18 protein-coding genes are annotated in these 24,902 nt (G+C 64.5%); 13 read left to right on the forward strand and 5 right to left on the reverse strand.

The window, feature by feature from the left end; translation table 11 throughout:
• Nucleotides 1-29 precede the first annotated feature (29 nt).
• The 3 genes from BTM36_RS25755 to BTM36_RS25765 are packed head-to-tail and all read left to right on the forward strand — an operon-like array spanning nt 30 to nt 11,511.
• Entirely contained in the window at nt 30-1,700 is a 1,671-nt protein-coding gene (locus BTM36_RS25755) for a biopolymer transporter ExbB (protein ID WP_077238476.1), read from the forward strand.
• Between the two features lie 39 nt (nt 1,701-1,739).
• Nucleotides 1,740-3,443 (forward strand): peptidase domain-containing ABC transporter, encoded by a 1,704-nt coding sequence (locus BTM36_RS25760; RefSeq protein WP_006465392.1) that lies wholly within the window; start codon nt 1,740-1,742, stop codon nt 3,441-3,443.
• Between the two features lie 55 nt (nt 3,444-3,498).
• Nucleotides 3,499-11,511: an S-layer family protein gene (locus tag BTM36_RS25765; protein ID WP_168189844.1), complete on the forward strand. Its 8,013-nt coding sequence runs from the start codon at nt 3,499-3,501 to the stop codon at nt 11,509-11,511.
• 47 nt (nt 11,512-11,558) lie between these two features.
• Here BTM36_RS25765 and BTM36_RS25770 read toward each other — a convergent pair whose 3' ends face one another.
• Nucleotides 11,559-13,055 carry a PLP-dependent aminotransferase family protein gene (locus BTM36_RS25770; RefSeq protein ID WP_039876992.1) on the reverse strand — a complete coding sequence of 499 codons (1,497 nt, stop codon included), beginning with the start codon at nt 13,053-13,055 and terminating at the stop codon, nt 11,559-11,561.
• 199 nt (nt 13,056-13,254) lie between these two features.
• Here BTM36_RS25770 and BTM36_RS25775 point away from each other — a divergent pair, with 199 nt between their 5' ends.
• From BTM36_RS25775 to BTM36_RS25800, 6 genes are all read left to right on the forward strand, one after another.
• Nucleotides 13,255-14,349 (forward strand): threonine dehydratase, encoded by a 1,095-nt coding sequence (locus BTM36_RS25775; protein ID WP_077238477.1) that lies wholly within the window; start codon nt 13,255-13,257, stop codon nt 14,347-14,349.
• On the forward strand, nt 14,346-14,945 hold the full coding sequence (locus BTM36_RS25780; protein WP_077238478.1) for a LysE family translocator: 600 nt from the start codon (nt 14,346-14,348) through the stop codon (nt 14,943-14,945). The genes BTM36_RS25775 and BTM36_RS25780 overlap by 4 nt, the downstream gene beginning before the upstream one ends.
• 112 nt (nt 14,946-15,057) lie before the next feature.
• A complete protein-coding gene (locus BTM36_RS25785) occupies nt 15,058-15,978 on the forward strand; it encodes a DMT family transporter (protein WP_077238479.1) in 921 nt (306 codons plus the stop codon).
• A 161-nt stretch (nt 15,979-16,139) separates the two neighbouring features.
• Nucleotides 16,140-16,598: a RidA family protein gene (locus BTM36_RS25790; RefSeq protein WP_077238480.1), complete on the forward strand. Its 459-nt coding sequence runs from the start codon at nt 16,140-16,142 to the stop codon at nt 16,596-16,598.
• 112 nt (nt 16,599-16,710) lie between these two features.
• Nucleotides 16,711-17,907: a PLP-dependent aminotransferase family protein gene (locus tag BTM36_RS25795; RefSeq protein WP_077238481.1), complete on the forward strand. Its 1,197-nt coding sequence runs from the start codon at nt 16,711-16,713 to the stop codon at nt 17,905-17,907.
• Between the two features lie 19 nt (nt 17,908-17,926).
• The gene (locus tag BTM36_RS25800) at nt 17,927-18,256 is read left to right on the forward strand and encodes a DHCW motif cupin fold protein (RefSeq protein ID WP_006465296.1); all 330 of its coding nucleotides are present in this window, start codon (nt 17,927-17,929) and stop codon (nt 18,254-18,256) included.
• 73 nt (nt 18,257-18,329) lie between these two features.
• Here the strand turns inward: BTM36_RS25800 and BTM36_RS25805 are convergent, their stop codons facing one another.
• Nucleotides 18,330-19,439: an MBL fold metallo-hydrolase gene (locus tag BTM36_RS25805; protein WP_077238482.1), complete on the reverse strand. Its 1,110-nt coding sequence runs from the start codon at nt 19,437-19,439 to the stop codon at nt 18,330-18,332.
• A 101-nt stretch (nt 19,440-19,540) separates the two neighbouring features.
• Nucleotides 19,541-19,924, reverse strand: a complete 384-nt coding sequence (locus tag BTM36_RS25810) for a tautomerase family protein (protein WP_077238483.1) — start codon at nt 19,922-19,924, stop codon at nt 19,541-19,543.
• Nucleotides 19,925-20,123: 199 nt separating this feature from the next.
• Between BTM36_RS25810 and BTM36_RS25815 the strand changes: the two genes are divergently transcribed.
• Complete coding sequence (locus tag BTM36_RS25815) at nt 20,124-20,969, forward strand: LysR family transcriptional regulator (protein ID WP_077238484.1); 846 nt, start codon at nt 20,124-20,126, stop codon at nt 20,967-20,969.
• Between the two features lie 17 nt (nt 20,970-20,986).
• Here the strand turns inward: BTM36_RS25815 and BTM36_RS25820 are convergent, their stop codons facing one another.
• Nucleotides 20,987-21,439, reverse strand: coding sequence for a carboxymuconolactone decarboxylase family protein (locus BTM36_RS25820; RefSeq protein ID WP_077238485.1), 453 nt, complete (start codon nt 21,437-21,439; stop codon nt 20,987-20,989).
• Nucleotides 21,440-21,538: 99 nt separating this feature from the next.
• Complete coding sequence (locus BTM36_RS25825; RefSeq protein WP_077238486.1) at nt 21,539-23,011, reverse strand: PLP-dependent aminotransferase family protein; 1,473 nt, start codon at nt 23,009-23,011, stop codon at nt 21,539-21,541.
• Between the two features lie 96 nt (nt 23,012-23,107).
• Between BTM36_RS25825 and BTM36_RS25830 the strand changes: the two genes are divergently transcribed.
• The 3 genes from BTM36_RS25830 to BTM36_RS25840 all read left to right on the forward strand — a co-directional run bounded on the left by BTM36_RS25830 (nt 23,108) and on the right by BTM36_RS25840 (nt 24,824).
• Nucleotides 23,108-23,593, forward strand: a complete 486-nt coding sequence (locus BTM36_RS25830) for a GNAT family N-acetyltransferase (RefSeq protein ID WP_077238487.1) — start codon at nt 23,108-23,110, stop codon at nt 23,591-23,593.
• A complete protein-coding gene (locus BTM36_RS25835; protein WP_077238488.1) occupies nt 23,590-24,207 on the forward strand; it encodes an FMN-dependent NADH-azoreductase in 618 nt (205 codons plus the stop codon). The genes BTM36_RS25830 and BTM36_RS25835 overlap by 4 nt, the downstream gene beginning before the upstream one ends.
• Nucleotides 24,208-24,365: 158 nt before the next feature.
• Nucleotides 24,366-24,824, forward strand: a complete 459-nt coding sequence (locus BTM36_RS25840) for an Hsp20 family protein (protein WP_006465288.1) — start codon at nt 24,366-24,368, stop codon at nt 24,822-24,824.
• Nucleotides 24,825-24,902: the final 78 nt, after the last annotated feature.

The following is a 24,902-nucleotide window of genomic DNA, read 5'->3' on the forward strand; positions in this document are numbered from 1 at the left end:
TGCGTTCTTTTCTCCGGAACCTCGCACGTATGAAAAACCTTCGCCAGTTCTATGCACTTGCCGCCATCCCGACGCTCCTGCTGCTGTTGGGCGCCTTCCTGTTCCGGGCCTTCGTGGGGCATGCCATCCAGATCAACCCCTTCCTGAACCTGTTCATCATCGCCGTGGCGCTGTTCGGGATCGGCCTGATCGGCTACAACCTGTACCGCGTCAACTGGGAATACGACAAGCTGATGCAGTTCTATGACCGCACCAAGTCCGGCGAATCCATGGAGAGCCTGGTCAAGGCGCCCGAGTTCGCGGGCACCGAGATCGGTCAGGTGCTGGTCAGCGTGGCCAGCACCAAGGGCCGCCTGACCTCGCGTATCGAACAGGAAACCATCGAAGGTTCGCTGCACGACCTGCGCGCCCACCTCGAAGCCAAGACCGAATTCCCGCAATTCCTGACCGGCTTCATGATCGCGCTGGGCCTGCTGGGGACCTTCATCGGTCTGCTTGAGACCCTGGTCAGCACTGCCGAGCTGATTGACGGCTTCGGCAAGGCCAGCACCGGCGGCGACATGGATGCTTCCTTCATGCATCTGGTGGCCGACCTGCAGAAACCGCTGGCTTCGATGGGTACCGCCTTCTCGGCCTCGATGTTCGGCCTGATCGGTTCGCTGGCCCTGGGCCTGACCCTGACCCCGCTGCGCGCGGCCAGCAAGAAGCTGGTGGCCCGCGCCCGCGAATGCATCAGCGACATGGTGCAACACGTGGTGCACGACGCCACCGGTCCGGCTGCCACCCAACGCCAGGGCGTGTCCGAATCCTTCCTGGCCGAATTCCTGCAGGATCTGATGGTCCTGCAGCGCGAATCCATCATGGCTGCCCGCAACAGCTCGGAAGCCTCGCTGCAGGCCGGTATCAAGCTCGAAGGCCTGAACGACCGCCTGAACAACATCGTCCAGCTCTTCAACGACAGCATGGAAGAATCGCGCAGCCTGCGCCAGCTGGTGGCCTTCGGCCCGCGCATGCACGAAACCGCGCAGCAGACCCTGGAAGAGATCCGCACCGTCGGCCAGTTGATCAATACCAAGATCACCTCGGCCCGCGACCTCTCCGACAGCCTGTCCTCGCTGGAAGAACGCCTCTCGGTCAACGGCGACATCGCCAACCGCACCTTCGAAGTGCTGCCGCAGATCGTCACCACCATCCAGGCCGGCCAGCTGGCACTGTCCACCGCGCTGAGCTCATTGCAGACGCAGCAGGGCGAAATCTCCAACATGAACGAAAAGAACGCGCAGAACATTGCGCAACTGCCGGCACTGCTGAACCAGATTTCCGTGCGCCTGGCCGACGAGATGGGCGCCATCCAGTATCAGGGCGAACTGCAGGCCACGGTCGCAGCGCGCCTGAACGAACTGGGCAACACCATCGGCGAGAACTCCAGCAACATGGCCCGCGACGCGCTGTCGGCACGCCAGCTGCAGATCGACCTGGCCAAGCACATGGCGACCCAGAACGATCGCGTCAAGAACCTGGGCGCCATCCCGCAATCGCTGACCTCCATCACCGAAGCCCTGATGCGCCAGAACATCAACTGGCAGACCGTCATCGACGAAATGCGCAGCGGCCGCCAGACCATGGTCAAGGACCTGCGTCTGGAGCTGCGCGAAGCCATCCGCGAAATCACCACCGCCAACCGTGGCGGCCAGGCCTGATCGCGGCATAACCGGGCATAAGAGAGTCACCACCGCATCATGAACGCCAGCGAACAGGTCCACATCGATCAACCGCAGGTCCTGCAGGACCTGCGGCAGGACCCCAGCTATCTGTCGCTGTTGCGCGCCTATGGCAGTCGCTTCGTCGAGATCATCGTAGCCGGGGTGCTGGTGAACCTGCTGGGCCTGCTCATGCCGCTGTATTCGCGGCTGATCTACGACAAGGTACTGGGCAACCACATCCCCGAGACGCTCTGGGCGCTGACCCTGGGCATGCTGCTGTTCATGGCGCTGGAAATGGTATTGCGCGTCATCCGCGTGTACTACACCGAACAGCTGGCCGGGCGCCTGGATACCGAGTTCGACGAGGTCTCGGCACGTCGTCTCCTGACCGCCAAGGTGCAGGCCCCGGTCGGGGTGGTGCTGGCACGTTACCGCGATCTTTCGGCCGCGCGTGACCTGCTGTCCTCCAACTACATGCTGTTGCTGGTGGACCTGCCTTTCCTGCTGCTCTACCTGGTGGTGCTGGGCCTGATCGGCGGCCACATGGTGTGGGTGCTGCTGGTGGGTGGGGCCGTACTGGTGGCGCTGCAGCTCTTGCTGAAGGTGCCGGCCAACGACTATGCCAATGCCGCCATGAAGGCCGGTGCCGGCAAGGTCGACAAGCTCGCCAGCATCGTCTACGGCATGGAAACCCTGAAGACCACGCCGCTGCAGGACCGCCTGTTGCGCAGTTTCCTGATCGACGCCGCCGCCAATGCGGTGGCCCAGGCCAAGAGCCGTTACTGGATGAACACCAGCTACGCCATCTCCAGCGTCGGCTATACCTTCATCGCGGTGGCCACCCTGGTGGTGGGTGTCTATCTGGTGGAAGACAACCTCCTGACCGTGGGCGCGCTGATCGCGTGTTCGCTCCTGATCAGCCGCGCCACCACGGTGCTGTCGTCGCTGGCGGCACTGCTGGGACGTATCGAGATGTTCCGCCGCGCCCGCGCCGAGTTCGACCAGCTGTTCGAGGCGCAACCCGAGACCGTCAGCGCCGACGTGCTGCGCCAGGAAATGCGCGGCCTGATCCAGGTCGGCAACCTGCTGCTGCACCTGGACAGGAAGGAAACCCCGACCCTCAAGCATGTCTCCCTGACCGTGCAGCCAGGCGAGAAGGTCGGCATCGTCGGCCGCTCCGGTTCCGGCAAGTCCACGCTGCTGCGTGCGCTGGCCGGGCTGCATCATCCCGACGAGGGCCATGTGCTCATCGATGGCGTGGCCGTGACGGCCTATGCCCCTGAGGTCCGCATGCGCTGCATCGGCTTCAAGCCGCAGGAACCCTTCCTCTTCGATGGCACAGTGGCAGCCAATATCTTTGTCGGCGACCGCGTGCCGGGGCAGGTGTACGAGGCAGCGTTGGCGGTGTCCTCGCTGGACGACCTGATCGCCCGTGGCGAACTGCGGCTGGACCAGGTCATCAAGGCGCCCGGCAATCTTTCCGGTGGCCAGCGCCAGATGGTGGCCCTGGCCCGGGTGGTCGCCAGCACGCCGCGCATCCTGCTGCTGGACGAGCCCACCACCGGCGTGGACCAGCAGACCGAGGCCCGCATCATCGAGCGCCTGGTGGCCTATGCCGGCCCGCGCACGCTGGTGGTGGCCACCCATAGCCCCGCGCTGTTGCAGCACATGGACCGCATCGTCGTCATCGACGGCGGTCGCATCGTGGCCGACGGGCCGCGGGCCCAGATTTTGCAGTAACGCCGTGCAGCCCACGGCGAACCTGATTCGAACCGATCTTCGATAGCGAGGAAACATGGCAACCGCAAGCTCATCACAAGCGAACTCCGCGGACAAGGTCACCGGCCCGGTACGGGTGGTGATGCCCGACCAGGCCGGCAGCTTCCAGGTCAGCGCCACCCGCGCCGCCGTCCAGCACGTCCAGGTGGTGGACGTGGACATGGTGCTGCACATGGCCGACGGCACCAAGGTGGTGCTGGCCGGGGGCGCCATCGAGGCGATGGACGACAAGTCCAAGGTCAAGTTTGCCGATACCAGCGCCGATACCGGCAAGCTGCTCGATTCGGTGGGCAAGATCGCGCTCAAGCCCAATGACCAGTCGCGCATCCTCAATTCCGACCCGGTGGCGGTCCCGCCCAATGTGACACCGGCCCAGCAGGTCACGGTGGACCGCAATGCGGCCAGCATCGGCAACGATGGCGGCAGCCAGTTTTCCCAGATCATCAGCGAGAATTCGGCCTCGCTCACCACCAGCAGCAACGGCACCAGCAAGGCCGGTGGTTCTGCCGGTGCAGTGGTGGGGGGCGACACCACCCACACCACGGTGGGCGCCACCGCGGCGGCGTCGCAGAACCTGACGGCCAATACGCCACCGGTGTTCTCGCCGCCTGCCAATCCCAGTTCCAACGATGCGCCGGTCAAGCCTTCCGAACCGCAGGTGCCGCCCGAGCGGCCCGGCTCGATTCCCTCGCCGCCGATCCAGGTCGACCCCTCGCAGCCGGCCATGGCCATCAAGCTGGTCAACCTGGCCACCATCACCCAGACCGGCGACGTCCTCTACGGCAGCGGCGGCATTCCGCAATCGGCCACTGATGCCGGCCTGCCGTTGCAGTTCAGCACCCAGGTGATCAACGCCGGCAATGATGTGCGCACCATCTATGCCGCCGGCAACAATGCCGGCACCTTCATCAAGGTGTTCGATGTCACCATCACCGGCAATGGCAACGTGGTGTCGGTGATCGTCTCGGGTGTGCCGGCCAACATGTCCATCGTCAACGCCACCGATCTCGGTGGCGGTCGCTACGAGATGACGGTGGCTGCCGGCCAGACCGATTTCCCGATGCAGTTGCAGTACAACACGGTCGAGGCCAATGCCTCCTCGCCGGTGCATCAGGCCTTCGATCTCACCTTCACCACCACGGTCTCGACCTCGCGCGGCCCGCAGACCCTGGTCGATGTGCGCCACGTCGCCGTCAAGGATGCCACCGTCTATGGCGACCTGAGCTACCTCGATCCGGCCACCGGCGATCCGGTGCTGGTGTTGCCGGCCCAGGGCGCACCGCACGAGGTACATGCCGGCAACGGTGGCGTGACCATCTACGGCAGCAATGCCAATGACCTGCTCTATGGCGGCAGCGGCAACGACATCATCTACGGTGGTAGTGGCAATACCTTCTTCCAGGGCGGTGCCGGCGCTGACCAGCTGGTGGGCGGCGTCAACAGCACCGGTACCAACGTCAACACGGCCAGCTACGCCGGCTCCAGCGCTGGCGTGACGGTCAATCTGGTGACCGGCCTGGGCAGTGGCGGCGATGCCCAGGGCGACCAGCTTTCCAACATCCAGAACCTGCGCGGCAGTGCCTTCGACGATACCTTCGTCGCCAATGCCGTGATCAACCGCCTGGATGGCGGCAGTGGCGGTTCCGATACGGTGTCCTACGTGTCTTCGAACGCGGCCGTGACGGTCAACCTGATCACCGGCACCGGCGCGGGCGGTTATGCGCAGGGCGACACCTATACCCATATCCAGAACGCCATCGGCAGCGACTACAACGATCTCTTCGTGGCCAGCAGCGATGCCAACCGCTTCGACGGCGGCCTGGGCTCGAACACCGTCTCCTACGCCAATTCCAATGCCGGCGTGAACGTCAACCTGCAAAGCGGCCTGGGGAGCGGCGGCGCAGCGGCGGGCGACAGCTACGTGCGCATCCAGAACGTCATCGGCAGCGCCTATGACGATACCTTCGTGGGCAACGTGGACGTCAATACCTTCGATGGCGGCAGCGGCGGCAATGACACGGTCAGCTATGCCGGCTCCACCACCGGCGTGTCGATCAACTTCGTTTCCGGTCGCGGCACCGGCGGCTATGCCGAGGGCGACAGCTACAACCACATCCAGAATGCCATTGGCTCGGCCTTCGACGACGTCTTCATCGTCGGCGTGGATACGCGCCGCATCGACGGCGGCAGCGGCGGTTCCGATACCCCGAACTTCGGCGCTTCCACCCGCGCGGGCAGCATCAACATGATCACCCAGGCCGGCAGCGGCGGGTATGCGCAGAACATCAGCTTCGCCAACATCCAGAACATCGTCGGCAGCTCGTATTCCGACACCTTCATCGCCAGCGTCGGAGCCAACAATTTCAACGGCGGCCTGGGCGGCTCGGACACGGTGAGCTACGAGTTTTCCACCAGCGCCGTGACGGTCGACCTGACCCACACCGATGGCACCGGCACCTCTGGCGGCTACGCCCAGGGCGACGTGCTGGCGCACATCCAGAACCTGATCGGCAGCGCCTACGACGACATCTTCATCGCCAGTGCCGACGTCAACAATTTCGACGGCCGGGGCGGCTCCAATACGGTCAGCTACATCTATTCGACCGGTGGCGTCACGGTGGACCTGACCAATACCATCGGCACCGGTACCGGCGGCTACTATGCGGCGGGCGACTCCTTCACCAATATCCAGAACCTGATCGGCAGCGTCTACGACGATACCTTCGTCGCCAGTGCCGCGGCCAACAGCTTCGACGGCGGTGGTTCCAACCACAACCGCGTCAGCTATGCCGCCTCCAGCGCCGCCGTGACGGTGGACCTGAACTACGCTGACGGCACCGGCACCTCCGGTGGCTATGCCCAGGGCGACAAGCTGGTCAACATCCAGGACCTCACCGGCGGTGCCGGCAATGACCTCTTCGTGGCCAACCTGGCAGCCAACAACTTCGACGGTGGCGCCGGCTCCAACACGGTCAGCTACGCGCGTTCCAACGGCGCCGTGACGGTCGACCTGGTGCAGGGCAGCGGCAGTGGCGGCTATGCCGACAACGACACCTACCTCAACATCCAGAACGTCATCGGCAGCGACTACAACGACCTGTTCATTGCCAACCTGGCGGCCAATGCCTTCGTCGGCGGTGCCGGCAACAATACCGTCAGCTATGCCAAGGCCAGCGATGGCAATGGCGTCACCGTCGACCTGTTCCACGGCACCGGCAGTACCGGCTTTGCCGCAGGTGACACCTATAGCGGCATCCAGAACGTCATCGGCAGCGCCTATGACGATACCTTCATCGCCGACAACAACGTCAATGTCTTCAATGGCGGGCTGGGTTCCAATACGGTCAGCTACGCCTTCTCGACCGGCGCGGTGACGATCAACCTGGTCACCGGCACCGGTAGCGGCGGCTTTGCCGCGGGCGACAGCTATACCGCCATCCAGAACGTGGTGGGTTCCGCCCAGGACGATGTGATCATCGCCAGCGCCGAGGCCAACAGCATCGACGGCGGCAGCAGCACGGCCACCTCCCACAATCGGGTCAGCTATGCCAGCTCGGACGCCGCCGTCACGGTGGACCTGAGCTATACCAACGGCACCGGTACCTCGGGCGGTTACGCGGCCGGCGACAAGCTCTCCAACATCCAGGACCTGACCGGTAGCATCTACGACGATACCTTCGTGGCCAGCCTGGCGGCCAACAACTTCGACGGTGGCGGCGTCTCCCTGCACAACCGCGTCAGCTATGCGCATTCCACCAGCAGCGAAACCATCAACCTGTTTACCGGTGCCGGCAGCGGCACCTATGCCCAGAGCGATACCTATACCAACATCCAGGATGTCACCGGTGGTTCGGGCGACGACCTGATCATCGCCAGCGCCGCCGCGAACAATATCGACGGTGGCGCCAGTACGGCGAGTTCGCATAATCGCGTCAGCTACCAGAATTCCACCGTGTCCGAAACGGTGGACCTGTTCAACGGCGTAGGTACTGGCGGCACTGGCAGCCTGGCCAACGGCGACACCTACACCAACATCCAGGACGTCACCGGCGGCAGCGCCGACGACACCTTTGTCGCCAGCGCCGCAGCCAACAATTTCGACGGTGGCGGCGGTACCCACAACCGTGTGAGCTATGCCAATTCCAGCGTGGACGAGACCGTCAACCTGGTCACCAGCGCCGGCAGCGGCGGCACGGGCAGCCTGGCCAATGGCGATACCTATACCAATATCCAGGACGTCACCGGCGGCAGTGGCAACGACACCTTCTACGGCAATGCCGCGGCCAACCGTCTGGATGGCGGCGGCGGCTTGCACAACCGGGTCAACTACAGCAGTTCCACGGTGTCGGAGACGGTCAACCTGTTCGACGGTACCGGCACGGGCGGCACCGGCAGCCTGGCCAACGGCGATACGTATGCCAACATCCAGGACGTCACCGGTGGCACCGCCGACGATGTCTTCATCGCCAGTGCGGCCGCCAACTTCTTCGATGGCGGCACCGGCTCGCTGCATAACCGGGTGAGCTATACCAATTCCACCGTCGACGAGACCGTCAACCTGGTCACCGGCCAGGGCACGGGCGGCACCGGCAGCCTGGCCAATGGCGATACCTACATCAACATCCAGGACATCACCGGCGGTGGCGGCAACGACACCTTCTACGGCAATACCGCCGCCAACCGCTTCGATGGCGGCGGTGGTAGCCACAACCGGGTCAACTACAGCACCTCGACGGTGGCCGAGACCATCGACCTGTTCGGTGGCACCGGGACCGGCGGTACCGGCAGCCTGTCCAATGGCGATACCTATACCAACATCCAGGACGCCACCGGTGGCACCGCCGACGATGTCTTCATCGCCAGCGCGGCGGCCAACTTCCTCGACGGCGGCACGGGTTCGCTGCACAACCGGGTCAGCTACACCAATTCCACCGTCGACGAAACGGTGAACCTGTTCAATGGCACGGGTAGCGGCGGCACCGGCAGCCTGGCCAATGGCGACACCTATGCCAACATCCAGGACGTCACCGGCGGCAGCGGTAACGACACCTTCATCGCCAGCGCGGCGGCCAATCGTTTCGATGGTGGTGCCGGTACCCACAACCGGGTGAGCTACACCAACTCCACCGTCGATGAAACGATCGACCTGATCAGCGGGCTGGGGAGTGGCGGCACCAACAGCCTGGCCAATGGCGACACCTACACCAACATCCAGGACGCCACCGGCGGCAGCGGCAACGACACTTTCTACGGCAACACCGCCGCCAACAGTTTCGATGGTGGTGGCGGCAGCCACAACCGGGTCAACTACAGCAGTTCCACGGTGTCGGAGACGGTCAACCTGTTCAACGGTACCGGCACGGGCGGCACCGGCAGCCTGGCCAACGGCGATACCTACACCAACATCCAGGACGTCACCGGCGGTACTGCCGATGACGTGTTCATCGCCAATGGGCTCGCCAATGCCTTCGATGGTGGCACCGGCTCGCTGCACAACCGGGTGAGCTATGCCAATTCCGCGGTCGACGAGACCGTCAACCTGTTCAACGGTACCGGCACGGGCGGCACCAACAGCCTGGCCAACGGCGACACCTACATCAACATCCAGGACATCACCGGCGGTGGTGGCAATGACACCTTCTACGGCAATACTGCCGCCAACAATTTCGATGGCGGTGGCGGTACCCATAACCGGGTCAACTACAGTACCTCGACGGTGGCCGAAACCATCAACCTGTTCAACGGAACCGGCACGGGCGGCACGGGCAGCCTGGCCAATGGCGACACCTACACCAACATCCAGGATGCCACCGGCGGGTCCGCCGATGACGTGTTCGTGGCCAGCGCGGCCGCCAACTTCTTCGATGGCGGCACGGGTTCGCTGCACAATCGGGTGAGCTACGCCAACTCCACCGTCAACGAAACCATCAACCTGCTCAGCGGCAGCGGCACGGGCGGTACCGGCAGCCTGGCCAATGGCGATACCTATGCCAACATTCAGGACGCCACCGGTGGCAGCGGCAACGACACCATCGTGGCCAACGCGGCGGCCAACTTCCTGGATGGCGGAGCCGGGTCGAACACGGTCAGCTATGCCGGTTCCACCAGCAGCAACAGCGCCACCGGCGTGACGGTCAACCTCACCAGTGGCGTCGGATCGGGCAACTACGCCCAGGGCGACACCTTTGCCAACATCCAGAACGTCATCGGCAGCGACTGGGCCGATACCCTGACCGGCTTTTCCACGGTCGGCGTGATGTCGGTACTGACCGGTGGCAAGGGTGCCGACAGCATCACCGCCGACCTCGGCAATCGCGCCTACACCTATGCGTCCTATGCCGGGTCGTCCAGCGGCGTGACCATCGACCTGAAGAACGGGACCGGTACCGGGGGGGATGCCCAGGGCGATACCCTGTTCAATATCGACAACGTCATCGGCAGCAACAACGACGATACCTTCCTGGCCAGCGCTGCAGTCAACATCCTCAATGGCGGCACCGGCGGCTCGGACACCGTCAACTATTCGCTCTCCACCAGCAGCGACGGTACCAACGGCGTGAATGTTGACCTGTCCACGGCCACCGGTACCGGCAGCGGCAACGATGCCGCCGGCGATTCCTACACCAATATCGAGAACGTGGTGGGCAGCGCCTTCAATGACGTGCTCAAGGGGTTCTCCACCCCCGGTACGCGCTCGGTGCTGGAAGGCGGCGCGGGTGCCGACAGCATCACCGCGGTGGTCGGCAACCGGGGTTCGACCTTCGCGTCCTACGCCGGCTCGACGCTGGGCGTGACCATCGACCTGAAGAACGGCACCGGTACCGGTGGCGACGCCCAGGGCGATACCCTGTTCAACATCGACAACGTGATCGGCAGCGCCGCCAACGACCTCTTCAAGGCCAGCACCCAGGCCAACAACTTCGATGGCGGTGCCGGCGTCGATACGGTGAGCTATGAATTCGATACCGGTGGCGTGACGGTGGATCTGACCAATACGCTGGCCGCCAGCGGTCTCTATGCGCTCGGCGACAAGTTCACCAATATCGAGAACCTGATCGGCGGTTCCGGCAACGACACCTTCTATGCCAGTGCCGCCACCAACGCCTTCGACGGTGGCGCCGGCAACAATACGGTCAACTATGCGCGTTCCGGCGGGGTGGGCGTGACGGTGGACCTGTTCCACGGCACGGGTGCCAATGGCTATGCTGCCAACGACACCTACGTCAACATCCAGAATGTCACCGGCAGCGCCGGCGACGATATCTTCTATGCCAGCGGTGTGGCCAATGTCTTCAATGGTGGGGCCGGCGGCAGCGATACCGTCAGCTACCTGTATTCCACCAGCGGCGCGATCAATGCCAGCCTGGTGAGCGGCGGCAGCAGCGGCGATGCCAACGGGGACAGCTATGTCGGCATCGCCAACCTGGAAGGCAGCAGCAGCGTCAACAGCACCCTTACCGGCAACAGCGGCGCCAATACCCTGACCGCGCGCGGCAACGGCACCACCAACGTCCTCTCGGGCGGTGGCGCCAGTTCCGGCACCGATATCTTCAACGTGGTCGAGGGCGGGCACAATTCGGTGACGGTGGGCAGCGGCACGAACCTGATCAATGTCAGCGCCGGCCTGGGCAGTACTGCCGGCGCGCAGAGCGACATGGTCAACAAGAACACCGGCACCTCCAACATCGATTCCATCAATGGCGTGGCCGGGGTGACGACGCTGCATTTCGCCGACCTGGGCAATACCCTGAACCTGAGCAATTTCTCCAGCAAGGTCAGCGGTATCACCACCCTCGATGTCAGCGCCGGCAATGGCACCAACATCATCATCACGGCCCAGGACGTGATCAACATGGGCATGGTCAGCGGTGCCACCTCGCACCTGTTGACGGTGAAGATGAGCGGCAGCGAAAGCTTGCAGATCATGGCCAATGGTTCGGACCATTACGTCTACTTCCCCGGTACCACCGACTATGCCTTCTACAATGCCAGCAACCAGGAAGTGGCGCGCATCCACCTGACCACCTGACCTACCGGTGGTCAGGGCGGCCAGGGTGGCCAGGGTGGGCGAGGGGCTCAGCGCGCCATCGCCTTTTCCAGGAAGCGCCAGATGCCGGGGTCGGACATGCTGGCCACGTTGATGCGCATGCGCGTGGAGGGTAGCTGCGCGGGCGAGAACAGGCTGCCCGGCGCCAGCAGGAAGCCCTGTTCCATCGCCTCCTCGGTCATGACATTGGTGTCGCGCCCGGTATCGACCCACAGGAACATCCCGCAGGGCGGCGGATCACCGATCTCCATGCCCATGCGTTCCAGCTGGCGCATCACCTTGTCGCGCGCGCCATTGAGCCGCGCCCGCAGCCGTTCGGCATGCTTGCGGTAATGCCCCTCCGATAGCACCTTGTAGGCCACGCGTTCGCCGATCTCGCCAGTGGTGAGGGTCGAGAGCAGCTTGCGGTCGGCCAGGCTGCGCGCCAGTTCGGCCGAGGTGGCGATGAAGCCTACCCGCAGGTTGGCCGACAAGGTCTTGGAAAAACCGCCCAGATAGATCACCCGCTGCAGCTGGTCCAGCGCGGCGATGCGGGTCGCCGGCTGTACCGCCGAACCGGGATGCATGTCGCAGTAGATGTCATCCTCGACGATGATGAAATCGTGTTCCTCGGCGATGCGCAGGACCTGGAAGGCCTTGGCCGCCGACAGCGAGGTCGAGGTCGGGTTGTGCAGCACCGAATTGATCACGTACAGCTTGGGCTTGTGGATCGCCGCCAGCTCGCGCAGGCGCGCGATGTCGGGGCCGTCGCCCAGCCGCGGGATGCCCACGATCTTGGCGCCCAGCGCAGCAAAGGAGCCGAACATCAGGAACCAGGCCGGATCATCGACGAAGATCACATCGCCCGGGCGCAGGAAATGCCGTGCCACCGTGTCCAGGCCCTGGGTCACGCCCGTGGTCATCACGATCTGGTCGGGGGCGGCGGCGATTTCCAGCTCCGCCAGCTTCAGCTGCAACTGCTGGCGCAGCGGCAGGAAACCCAGCGGCGTGCCATAGCCCAGCAGCAGGGAAGGGTTGTCGCGGCTGACGGCACGCAGGGCGTTGGCGATCAGTTCGCCATCCAGCCAGTCCGGCGGCAGCAGACCGCCCCCGGGCATCTTGTGCGGCGGCATCTGGCGGAACATGTTGCGTACCAGCCAGACCACATCCAGCCCGCGCCCGGCCTCGGCCACGGCTTCGGCCTGGGCAGCGGTGTTGCCATAGCCGCCACCCAGGGGTGAGCGTTCCTTGACGTAGAAGCCGGAGCCCCGGCGCGATTCCAGATAGCCCTGGGCCACCAGGCGGTCATAGGCCTCCACCACGGTAAAGCGCGAAATCTCGTTGCCATCGGCAAACTGCCGGATCGAGGGCATACGCACGCCGCTGCGCAAGAGCTTGTCATCGATGCGGGCGCGGATGCCGCGCACAATCTGGTCCACCAGCGATTCGCCACTCTCGCGCAACAGCAGCGGCCAGCCGGGGAGGGCGCTGTCGCTCTGAGGCATATCGGGTCTGACGCTGCGCAATTGCTTGACTGTATTGGTCATTTTGCCGTGACAATGTTTTGGATTATTTGGAAAAGTGTACAGGTACTGTATCGGTATTGTCGGCTAGGATGGCTTCCAATACAAGAGCAAGCGTATCGCCGGGACAAGCAAGCCAATCCGGGCCACTTCGGTCCGCCCGATCCACCCTAGATATCCCGGCCTTGTCGCCAGCAACCTGCATTCCGATAGGAGAACCGTCATGACCCAAGCCACTTCCGCCGCCCACCGCCTGTTGCCCAGCCTGATGGAGATCGAACAGGCCGCCGGTATCGTCTATGCCGGCATGGCACCCACCGCACAACTGTGCTGGCCGCTGCTGAACCAGGCACTGGGTGCCGAAGTCTGGGTCAAGCACGAGAACCATGCCCCCACGGGCGCTTTCAAGGTGCGCGGTGGCATGGTCTATCTGCATCACCTGGCCCGGCAACAACCGCAACTGTCCGGCGTGATTTCGGCCACCCGGGGCAATCACGGCCAGTCGGTGGGGCTGTCGGCGCGCCGCTTCGGCATTCCTGCCACCATCGTCGTGCCCGAAGGCAACAGCCGCGAAAAGAACGCCGCCATGCGCGCCCTGGGCGTGGATCTGATCGAACATGGCCGCGAATTCCAGGACAGCCGCGAACACGCCCAGCAACTGGCGCAACAGCAGCAATTGCACATGATCCCGTCCTTCCACCGTGACCTGGTGGCCGGCGTCTCGACCTACTGGATGGAACTGTTTGCCGCCCAGCCCGAACTGGACCTGGTGCTGGTCCCCATCGGCCAGGGCTCCGGCATGTGCGGCGCGGTAGCGGCGCGCAATGCACTGGGCCTGAAGACCCGCGTCATCGGCGTGGTGTCCGCCCACGCGCTGGCCTACAAGCTGTCCTTCGAGGCCGGCCGCAAGATCGAGGCGCCGGTCAGTACCTGTATCGCCGATGGCGTCGCCTGTCGGGTTCCCGATCAGGCCTCGCTGGAGGTGATGCTGTCCGAAGTGGACGAGGTCGTGGCCGTCACCGACGATGAAGTCATGGACGCCATGAAGCTGGCCTTCATTGCCACCCACAATGTGGCCGAAGGAGCGGGTGCCTGCGCCCTGGCAGCGGCCTTGCAGCTGCGCGCGCGGCTGCGCGGCAAGAAGATCGGCATCACGCTCTCCGGTGGTAACGTCGATCATGACGTCTTCGCCCGCGTGCTGGCCCGCGACAGTGCCGTGGCCGATGCCCTGCTGGCCCCGGCGCGGGTGGTGTCGCTGGTGCAGGGGCATGCGCAAGCCTCGCACGAAAGCCAGCTGGCGCAGCGGAGGTCGGCATGATCGAGGCTTTGCTACCGCTGATGTCGTTCGCCTTTGTCTCTTCGATCACGCCGGGACCCAACAACATCATGCTGACCTCCTCGGGGATCTGGTTCGGCTTTCGTCGCTCGGTGCCGCACATGCTGGGCATCACCTTCGGCTTCGGCGTCCTGCTGGCGGTATGCGCCTTCGGTATAGGCGAGCTGGTGGTGGCGCTGCCGCAGGTGGTGCTGTTGCTCAAGGCGGCTGGCTGCGCCTATCTGTTGTACCTGGCCTGGCAATTGCGCCGCATGGGCGTGGCCGGCACGGGGGCGCGGGCGCTGCAGCCGATGTCCTTCGGCGCGGCGGCGATGTTCCAGTTCGCCAATCCCAAGGCCTGGGTGATGGCCATCACCGGTGCCTCGGCCTTCATGCCGTTGCTGCATAAGCATGCCGGATGGCTGGCAATCCTGATCTACTGCCTGGTGTTCTGCGCCATCAACCTGCCTTGCGTGTCGGTCTGGGCCGGTGCCGGAGCGGTATTGCGGCGCTATCTGGAACGCCCGCTGTGGCGCATCGGCTTTGCCGCGACCATGGTGGTGCTGACCCTGTATTCGGCACTGGCGATCTGGCTGTGATGCGGCGCCAGGCCGCGGCTGCCAGGGTCGTCAGGGCCGTCGGGGACAGGGCAGGGCGCGGGTAAATCTTTTATATCAATAAGACAACAGCGTACGCAGACAGGGGCATTTCATGCAGACAGGCAGCAAATCCGTTCTGGGTAGTCCATCGACCCGGGTACCGGCACGCCACGAAAGTCGTGGCATGTGGCTGGGCCTGATCGGGGTGGCGATCTTCAGCCTTACGCTGCCCTTTACCCGCATTGCCGTGGCCGAACTCAATCCGGCCTTCGTCGCCTTCGGCCGGGCGGTGGTGGCCGGCGTATGCGCGCTGGTGTTGCTGGTCTGGATCAAGGCACCGCGCCCCACGGCCAGCCAACTGCGCGCCCTGGTGATCACGGCACTGGGCGTGGTGGTGGGTTTCCCGCTGTTTTCCTCGATCGCCATGCGCTATGTGCCGGCTGCGCACGGCGCCGTGGTGGTCGGCCTGCTGCCGCTGGCGACTGCGCTGTTCGGGGCGCTGCGTTTCGGCGAGCGACCCTCGGCCGGCTTCTGGCTGGCGGCGCTGGTGGGCTCGGGCATCGTGATCGGGTTTGCCTTGCACGAAGGCGGTGGCAGTTTCCACCTGGCCGACTTTGCCCTCTTTGCGGCCGTGATCGCGGCGGCCATGGGCTATGCCGAGGGCGGTCGGCTGGCACAGACCATGGGTGGCCAGAACGTGATCGCCTGGGCGCTGGTGGTGGCCTTGCCGGTGATGCTGCCGGTGTCGCTGTGGCTGGGCTGGCAATATGACGTCACCGCCTCGGCACCGGCCTGGCTGGCGTTTGCCTACGTGTCGCTGTTCTCGATGTTCATCGGCTTTTTCTTCTGGTACAAGGGCCTGGCCCTGGGCGGCATTGCCCGTGTCGGTCAGGTGCAATTGTTGCAACCTTTCATGAGTCTGCTGGGGGCCGCGGTGATCGCCAATGAAGCCCTGGATGCGAGCAACATGCTCTTTGCGCTGGCGGTGATCGTGGTGGTGGCCATTGGCAGGCGCATGGCCGTGCGCCGCTGAAGGGCGTGGCAGGCGCGGCTGTGGCCGTGTTGCGAGCCGAAATAGTTCAGACTGTACCGGGCTAAAACCTTGGAATTTTGAGATAATCGTCGACTTATTTTTCTTAACGCGCAGCGCCTGCGGCCTCAGCCGCGCGGGCGCTGTCCAACAGGGAGTACCGCATGTCCGTCTATGAAAAGCTGAAAGCATTGAACATCGAACTGCCCGCCGTGGCCGCCCCGGCAGCAGCCTATGTGATGTATGCACAAACCGGCAATACCGTCTTCCTCTCCGGCCACCTGGCCAAGAAGGATGGCAAGGTATGGGTCGGCCAGCTGGGACGCGACATCGGTACCGACGACGCCAAGCTGGCCGCGCGCGGCGTGGCCATCGACCTGATCGCCACCCTGCAGGCGGCCTGTGGCGGCGACCTGACCCGCGTCAAGCGCATCGTCAAGCTGATGAGCCTGGTCAACTCCACCGGCGAATTCACCGAACACCACCTGGTCACCAACGGCGCTTCGGAACTGATCGGCGAAGTCTTCGGCGAGACCGGCAAGCATGCCCGTTCCGCCTTCGGCGTAGCGCAATTGCCCATGGGCGCTTGCGTCGAGATCGAGATGATCGCCGAGATCGCCTGATCGATCGAAACTGTCGAATTGCCGACCAGCACGGCCGCATCATCCGCAGAGGCGCGCGGCCTGATTCATCCCGAATCACCCTGAACCACACAGACACAGAACACGGTACCGTATGAAACTCGAAAATCCAGCAGCACTGCAATGGCAGTTTTCCCAGCGCGCCGAAGCCATGAAGAGCTCGGCCATCCGCGAAATCCTGAAGGTGACCATGCGTCCCGACATCACCTCCTTCGCCGGAGGCCTGCCGTCGCCGCTGACCTTCCCGGTGGAGCACATGAAGGCTGCCTTCGACCGCGTGCTCACACAACAGGGCAAGACCGCCCTGCAATACGGCCCCACCGACGGCTATCTGCCGCTGCGTGAATGGATCGCCGCTTCGCTGTCTTCCGACGGCGCCCAGATCACGCCTGACCAGGTGCTGATGGTGTCCGGTTCGCAGCAAGGCCTGGACCTGCTGGGCAAGGTGCTCATCGACGAAGGCAGCAAGGTACTGGTCGAGACCCCCAGCTACCTGGGCGCGCTGCAAGCCTTCGCGCTGTATGGCGCCCGGTTCGAATCGGTCCCCAGTGACGAATTCGGCCTGCAGCCCGAGACCATCGAAGCCATCGCCGGTGGCGCGCGCATGCTGTATTCGCTGCCCAACTTCCAGAACCCGACCGGCCGCACCCTGCCCACCGAGCGTCGCATCAAGCTGGTGGAAACCTGTGCCCGCCTGGGTCTGCCGCTGATCGAGGATGATCCGTACGGCGCCCTGAGCTATCGCAACGCACCGCTGCCCAAGATGCTGTCGATGAACCCGGCCGGCGTGATCTACATGGGCTCCTTCTCCAAGGTACTGACCCCCGGCATCCGCCTGGGCTACGTGGTCGCGCCGCGTCCGCTGATCCTGAAGATGGAACAGGCCAAGCAGGCCACCGACCTGCACACTGCGCAACTGACGCAGATGGTGGTGTACGAGGCCATCAAGGACGGCTTCCTGGACCAGCACGTGCCGACCATCCGCCAGCTTTATGGCGACCAGTGCCAGGCCATGCTGGACGCGCTGCAGCAGTACTTCCCGGCCAGCTGCTCCTGGAGCAAGCCGGAAGGCGGCATGTTCATCTGGGTCACGCTGCCCGAGCACCTCGACGCCGGCGCGCTGTTGAACGAAGCGGTGGAACAGGAGAAGGTCGCCTTCGTTCCGGGCGCACCGTTCTATGCCAACGTGCCGCAGAAGAACACCCTGCGCCTGTCCTTCGTGACCGTGCCACCGGAACAGATCCGCGCCGGCGTGGAGCGCCTGGGCAAGCTGATCGCTTCCAAGCTGTAAGCAGGCAGGACAAGCGCGCATGAAGATCTCCGACCTGCCCTTCGGCACCACCGACTGGAGCCAGATCGCGGCCACCGAGCATCCCGGCGTCACCGGCACGGCCTGGTGGCGCACCTGCCGCTTCGGTGACCTGCGCGTGCGCATGGTCGAGTACACCGCCGGCTACCTGGCCGATCACTGGTGTGTGAAGGGGCATATCCTGCTCTGTCTGGAGGGTGAACTGCACACCGAGCTGGAAGATGGACGCAGCTTCGTACTCAAGCCAGGCATGAGTTACCAGGTCGCCGATGATGCGGAACCGCATCGCTCGTCCACTTCGGTCGGGGCGAAGTTGTTCATCGTGGACTAGCCGTTCCCAGCGTATCGTTGTGCATCCAGATGCCCGCCCTCGAAACAGGGCGGGCATTTTTCATCTGAAGGGCTTAGCGCGCAAGCTTCAGCGTCTCGCCATGCTTGAGCGTGACGAACTGCTCCGGCGGCAGATTGGCCTGCTGCATGGCCCTGGCCAGCGCCTGCGGTGGTTCGTCCAGCGGCTCATCGGCCAGTTCGAAGGTCCCCCAGTGGATACCGATGGAGCGTGTGGCGTGCACGTCGCGGTGGATCTGCACGGCCTGTGCCGGGTCCACGTGTTGGCCCTGCATGAACCAGCGCGGCGCGTAGGCGCCGATGGGGATCAGCGCCAGGTCGACATGAGGGAAGCGTGCGCCGATGTCCTGGAAGTCCTTCGAATACCCGGTGTCACCGGCGAAATACACCGTGAACGGTGCGCCGCGGTCATTCTGGGCCGGCGCGGCCTGCAGCACCCAGCCACCCCATAGCGTCTCGGAACGGTCGAACAGGCTGCGCGCCGACCAATGGGTCGCGGGTACGAACGTGATGTCCAGCTTGTCCAGGGACGTCTTGTCCCACCAGTCCATTTCCCGCACGTTGTCGATGCCCAGCGCCATGAACCAGTCGCGCAATCCCAGCGGCACCAGGAACAGTGGCGGGCCACCAGCCTGCCGGTTCAACTGTTCCACGCTGGCGCGGTCCAGATGGTCGTAGTGGTTGTGCGAAATCACCACCATGTCGATATGCGGCAGCTCGGCAATCTGCACCGGCAGTGGCACCTTGCGACGCGGTCCGATGAAGGTAAAGGGCGAAGCGCGCTCCGAGAACATGGGGTCGGTCAGCACATTCTTGCCACCCAGCTGCAGCAGCGCCGTGGCATGGCCGATCCAGGTCACGCTGGGCATGTCGTGGTTGGCCTTGATCCAGGCCAGGTCTGGTTTGAGCACCGGGAACCGGTAGTCGTTGGCGGGCGGCTTGGGCAGGCCCTGGGTCAGGCGTTCCCATTGCCACTTCAAGACGGAGGCACGCTCCGGCTGCGGGTAGTTGTTGCGAAAACCGGTCTCGGTGCGGTTGGACTTGGCGGGGTCGTAGTACTTGCTCGACGAGGAGCAGGCCGTCAACCCCGCCGCCAGCAGCAGGGCGGCAGTACAGCGGAAGAGGCGGCGCAGAAGCGGATGGCGGCAGGATGTCGCAGGTGGCATGTGAGAGGCGCGATGGCTGGGAGGAACGACATCCTAGCAGCAGCCGGCGCGGCGCGCAGGGGACGCGCATGTCTTGCGGCCCCATTGCAAAGTGCGCTGTCTCAGAGCACGTACTGCGCCAGCCCGCGTCCGAAGGACCAGTTGCCCTTGTCACCTTCAAGCAGGTGGATCAGCACGTCGTCAGGGCGGATGCCGGGATTGACCTGCAAGCGCTCGACGATGCGGGCAAAGAGCGCATTCTTCTGCGCCTGGTTGCGGGTGTTGCTGACCGACAGCTGGATGACCACGAAGTCGTCCGAACGCTCCATCCCCATGTAGTGGCGGTCGAAGATCAGATCCTCGGGGTCGTGCTGGCTCACGATCATGAAGAGATCGTCCTTGGGGACGTTGAAACGCTCGTGCATGGCCTGGTAGACGTTGTCGACGATGGCATCACGGTAGGTGCGGGGCTTGCCGCGCAGCAGGGAAAGGCGGACCAGGGGCATGGTGTTCTCCTTGAGATCGGGTGGTTGAAAGTGCTTGAAAAGCCGTGGGTCGCCTGGGCAGGCCTGCCCGTGTGCGACCCATGCAGTGCATGCTAAGCGCCCTCTATCATTTTAAAAACTGCTGAATGGTGATTTCAATGATTTAAAATTCGAATCATTGAGCAATCCGACCCGATATCAGATGCGAGGAGCCTACCCCATGGACCGCCCCCTGGAACTGGATGCCGTACAAGCCTTCGTGCTGGCAGCCGACCTGCAAAGCTTCACCCGCGCCGCCGAAGTGCTGGACAGCACGCAATCGGCGATCAGCCTCAAGCTCAAGAAACTGGAGCAGCGCCTGGGGCGTCGCCTGCTGGAACGCACCCCGCGCCTGGTACGCCTGTCTGCGGAGGGCCAGCAATTCCTGCCGGCCGCCCGCGAATTGCTGGCCGCGCACGAACGCGCCCTGGACCGGCTGGAGCAGGGGCTGGTGCGCTTTTCGGTGGGTATCAGCGATCACGTGGCCGGTGCCGGCCTGCCACGCGCCCTGGCGCAACTGCATGCCCACGATGCGGGCGTGATGGTGGAGGTGAGGGTGGGCTCGTCGCACGACCTCATGCCGCTCTATGAACGCGGCGAACTGGACGCCGTCATCGTGCGTCGCGAGCCGCAGGACCAGGGCGGTGAATTGATCATGCAGGAAGCCATCGGCTGGTTTGCCCATCCCGATGCGCAATGCCGGGTCGGGCCTGCCTTGCGGGTGGCGACTTTTTCTTCGACCTGCCGCATTCGTGAACTGTCGCTGCGCCGACTCGACGAAGCCGGTATCGCCTGGGTCGAGGTCTTCGTCGGTGGCGGCATCCTGGCGGTCGGCGCGGCGGTGAGCGCGGGCCTGGCGGTGTCGGCGCTGCTCCATCGCAGCGCGCCGCCGGGGGCGGTGGAGGTGGGCCAACGGCTGGGCCTGCCCACCTTGCCGCTGGCCCAGGTGATGCTGCATTCCCGCCTCAGGGAGACCCGCGCGCAGGCGGCATTGCGCACGCTGGTGGCCGCACTGAAGTCAGCCTGAGCCCGGAGTCGCCTCAATCAGGCGCGCGCCGCCTGTGGCCGCATGCGGCCCGGGATGGCCAGGCGGTTCATGGCATTCATCAGGGCGATGGCGACCGTCAGTTCGCTGTACTCCTCGGGCGTGAAATGCTGGATCACCGCCTGGTAATCCGCATCCGGCGCCGCCGTTTCACCGATGCGCGTCACCACTTCGGCCCAGGCCAGCGCAGCCTGCTCGCGGGGCGTGAAGAGGCTGCCGGCCTCGTGCCAGACCGGCACCAGCACCAGCTTGTCGATGGTCATGCCGCTCTTGAGCAGGTCGCGTGAATGTTTGTCGATGCAATAGGCACAGCCGTTGATCAGCGACACCCGCAGAAACACCAGTTCCACCAGGTCGGCCGGCAGGCTGCATTGCTTGAGATGACGGTTCACGGCCAACAGGCCGTCGTAGGCGGCGGTGGCGTTCTGGTAGAGATCGATACGGTTGGACATGGCGACAAGGCTCCTGTTGTGGATGGAAACGAGGCGCCATCATGCCCGCTCATGGCCCAGTCGATAAGTGCCAAGAATGATGAATCGGACTAGGCCATGTCAGGACGGCTCCAGCAGCGCCAGGATACGCCTTCCCAGTTCACCGGCCTGGCGCCGGCTGTCGATATTGGTGAAGCTGAGCATGATCATCGGCGCCACGCCGGGGCGCGGCGCCAGCAGGCATTCCGACAGGGCGCGGCTGAACATGCCGTGCTGGCGCATCTTCTCGGCCAGTACGCGGTCCGAACGGCGGCCCTGCAGGCGCAGCAGCAGATGCATGCCGCCAGGCGGCGAATCGATGCGGACATGGGCTTTCAATACCGCCTCCAGGCCGGCGATGGTCAGGGTACGGCGCTGTGCGTACAGGCGTCGCATGCGCTGGATGTGGCGGGCGAAATGTCCCTCGGCCATGAAATCGGCCACGATATGCTGCATCAGTGCCGGCGCGCCCCCGGAAAACAGCCGGGCACTGTCTTCGAAACGCTGCACCTGGGAACGCGGCACCACCAGATAGGCCAGCCGGATGGCCGGGAACAGTACCTTGCTGAAGGTACCGGCATAGAGCACGCGGTCATCCCGGTCCAGGCTCTTGAGGGCGGGCAAGGGGCGGCTGACGTAGCGGTATTCGCCGTCGTAGTCGTCTTCCACGATCCAGGCCTGCTGCCGTGCCGCCCATTCCAGCAGCGCCAGCCGGCGCGGCAGTGACAGGGCCACGCAGGCGGGGCTCTGGTGGGCCGGCGTGACCACCGCCGCCCGTGCGCGTGCGGCATGCTGCAGCCCGTGCTCCACCTGCATGCCCTCGGCATCGACCGGTACCCCCACCAGCTGCATGCCGGCTTCGCGCAGCAGGGCGCCGGTGGGCGCATAGCCGGGGTCTTCCACCCAGACCTTGTCGCCGGGTTTGAGCAGGGTGCGCGTAATCAGGTTGAGGCTGTCGCGATACCCGGAAGTGATGAAGACCTGTTCCGGCCGGCAGTCCAGCCCCCGCGACAGCTGCAGATAACGCGCAACTTCCACGCGCAAGGCCATCAGTCCGGCGGGAGAGGGGTAGAGCATGTCCACCGCTTGCGTGGCACGCGCCGAGCGGGCCGCCAGGCGCGCCCAGATCTTGCGCGGAAAGGCGTCCAGCGCCGGGATGCCCATCTGGAACGGACGCGGTCCCCGGGCCTCGGCGTGACCGTCTTCCGGCAGGATGGGGTAGCGCGGCGCGGCAGGTACTGCCTGGGCAATGATGGGGCCGGGTTTGCCGGGCGCGTTCGGCGCTCTGGCGGGCAGCCCGGCCGCGATCACGGTGCCGGCCTGTCCGCGTGCTTCCACGTAGCCTTCAGCCGCCAGCAGCGAATAGGCCGTCTCCACGGTGCCGCGCGCCAGTCCCAGTTCTGCTGCCAGTGCCCGCGCCGAGGGAATGCGGTCGCCCGGGCGCAGCATCCCTGCTGCCACCGCACTACGCAGGCGCCCGTAGATCTGGCGGTAGTAGGGCTCGTCGGTGGCGCTGTCGAGGGTGATCAGGGAGGCGGAGGACGGGGTAATCATGGACCAGTCGAAATGTCATTTCTTGGATCTCTCGATTATGCCATCGGCTGGCTAGGATGAAGCTCCTTCTACTTTGAACGCATTGAGCTTTCTCCCATGAACCAAGCTTCCAAGATTGCCCCTCCTGGCCACTGGCATATCGCCGACAGCGCCTTGCGCCATGCCGACACCGAGGCCGACCGGCTGGCCTGCTTTTCCGTGATGCACGAACTGCGCCCACACCTGCGTGACGCCGACGAGTTCATGCAGCGTACCGGTCGCGCCCGCGAGCAGGGCTATCGCATCCTGGCAGCCTGGGAGCAGGGCGTGGTGGTCGCCCTGGCCGGTTACCGTTTCCAGGAGAATCTGGTCTACGGCCCCTTCCTGTACGTCGATGATCTGGTGGCCGCCAGCACGCAACGCGGCAAACGTTGGGGCGAGCGCCTGCTCGCCGCGCTCGAAGGTGTGGCCGCCGAGGCCGGCTGTGCGCGACTGGTGCTCGATACCGGTATGGCCAACGCGCTGGCGCAGCGCTTCTACTTCCGCCAGGGCATGCTGACCGGCGCACTGCGCTTCGGCAAGGCCATCGGAGGTGCGGCATGAAGATCCTGCACCTGCTTGCCTCCCCACGCCAGGAGGCATCCAACACCTGGTGGCTCTCGCAACAGATCGTCAGCCGCCTGCGCAGCTTGCACCCGCAGGCGCAGATCGTGCTGCGCGACCTGCATGCCAGTGCCATTGGTCACGTCGATGCTGCCTATGCCGATGCGCTGGGCTCGCCCGCCTTCGTGGAGGATGCCGGCGCCGCGCAGGGGACGCTGGCCTTGTCGGACCTGCTGATTGCCGAGCTGGAGGCCGCCGATCAGGTCGTCATCGGCACCCCCATGCACAACTACACCGTCCCCTCCGTATTGAAGGCCTGGATCGACCATGTGGTGCGGGTGCGCCGCACCTTCGGCATCACCCCCGACGGCAAGGTCGGCCTGCTGCACGACCGCCCGGTACACCTGGCCGTGGTCTCCGGCGGCCGCTTTACCGGCGCGTCCGCACGCCAGCCGGATTTCCTCACGCCCTACCTGAAGGTGGCGCTGGCCACCATCGGCCTGCATGACCTGCGCCTGACGGTGATGGAGGGACTGGCAGCCGGCGCACAGGTGGTGCGCAGCGAACGCGAGCGGGTCGCGATGGAGCTGGATCGGCAGTTTTCAAGGGCCTGAGGCCGCTTTTCCCGGAAGAAAATCGGGCGTCAGAGGCGCCCGTATTTTTTCGAAAAAAATCTCTTGAAAACCCAAAATGCCATCCCTAGATCGGTACCAGCAGATGCTCGACGTTGAGGTCTGCCACGAAAACATCGCTTAACTGAAAGGATATTTTTATGCGTACTTTTGATCTCTCCCCCCTGTACCGTACCGCCATCGGCTTCGATCGCCTGGCCCAGATGTTCGACAACGCCCAGCGTACCGATCAGCCCAGCTATCCGCCGTACAACATCGAACTGGTGGCAGAAGACAAGTACCGGATCACGATGGCCGTCGCCGGCTTTGCCCGCAGCGAAATCGACATCGAGACCGAAAACGAAACCCTGAAGATTACCGGCCGCAAGCAGAAGGAAGACAAGCAGGTCAACTTCCTGCACCGTGGCATCGCCGCCCGTGATTTCGAGCAGCGCTTCCAGCTGGCCAACCATATCAAGGTGGTCGGCGCCAATCTGGAAAACGGCCTGCTCAACATCGAGCTGGTCCGCGAAATCCCTGAAGCCCTGAAGCCGCGCAAGATCGAGATCGGCGCCGCTGATGGCAGCGACAACGTCCAACGTCTGGAACGCGCTGCCTGATTGGCTTCCCCCTGGATGCCGGGCGCATCCGGAAGCCTGATTGAGCATGCCGCCCGCTAATTGCGGGCGGCTTTTTTG

This window comes from Herbaspirillum sp. VT-16-41 (genome assembly GCF_001994935.1).
GTDB classification, from domain to species: Bacteria; Pseudomonadota; Gammaproteobacteria; order Burkholderiales; family Burkholderiaceae_D; genus Herbaspirillum; species Herbaspirillum frisingense.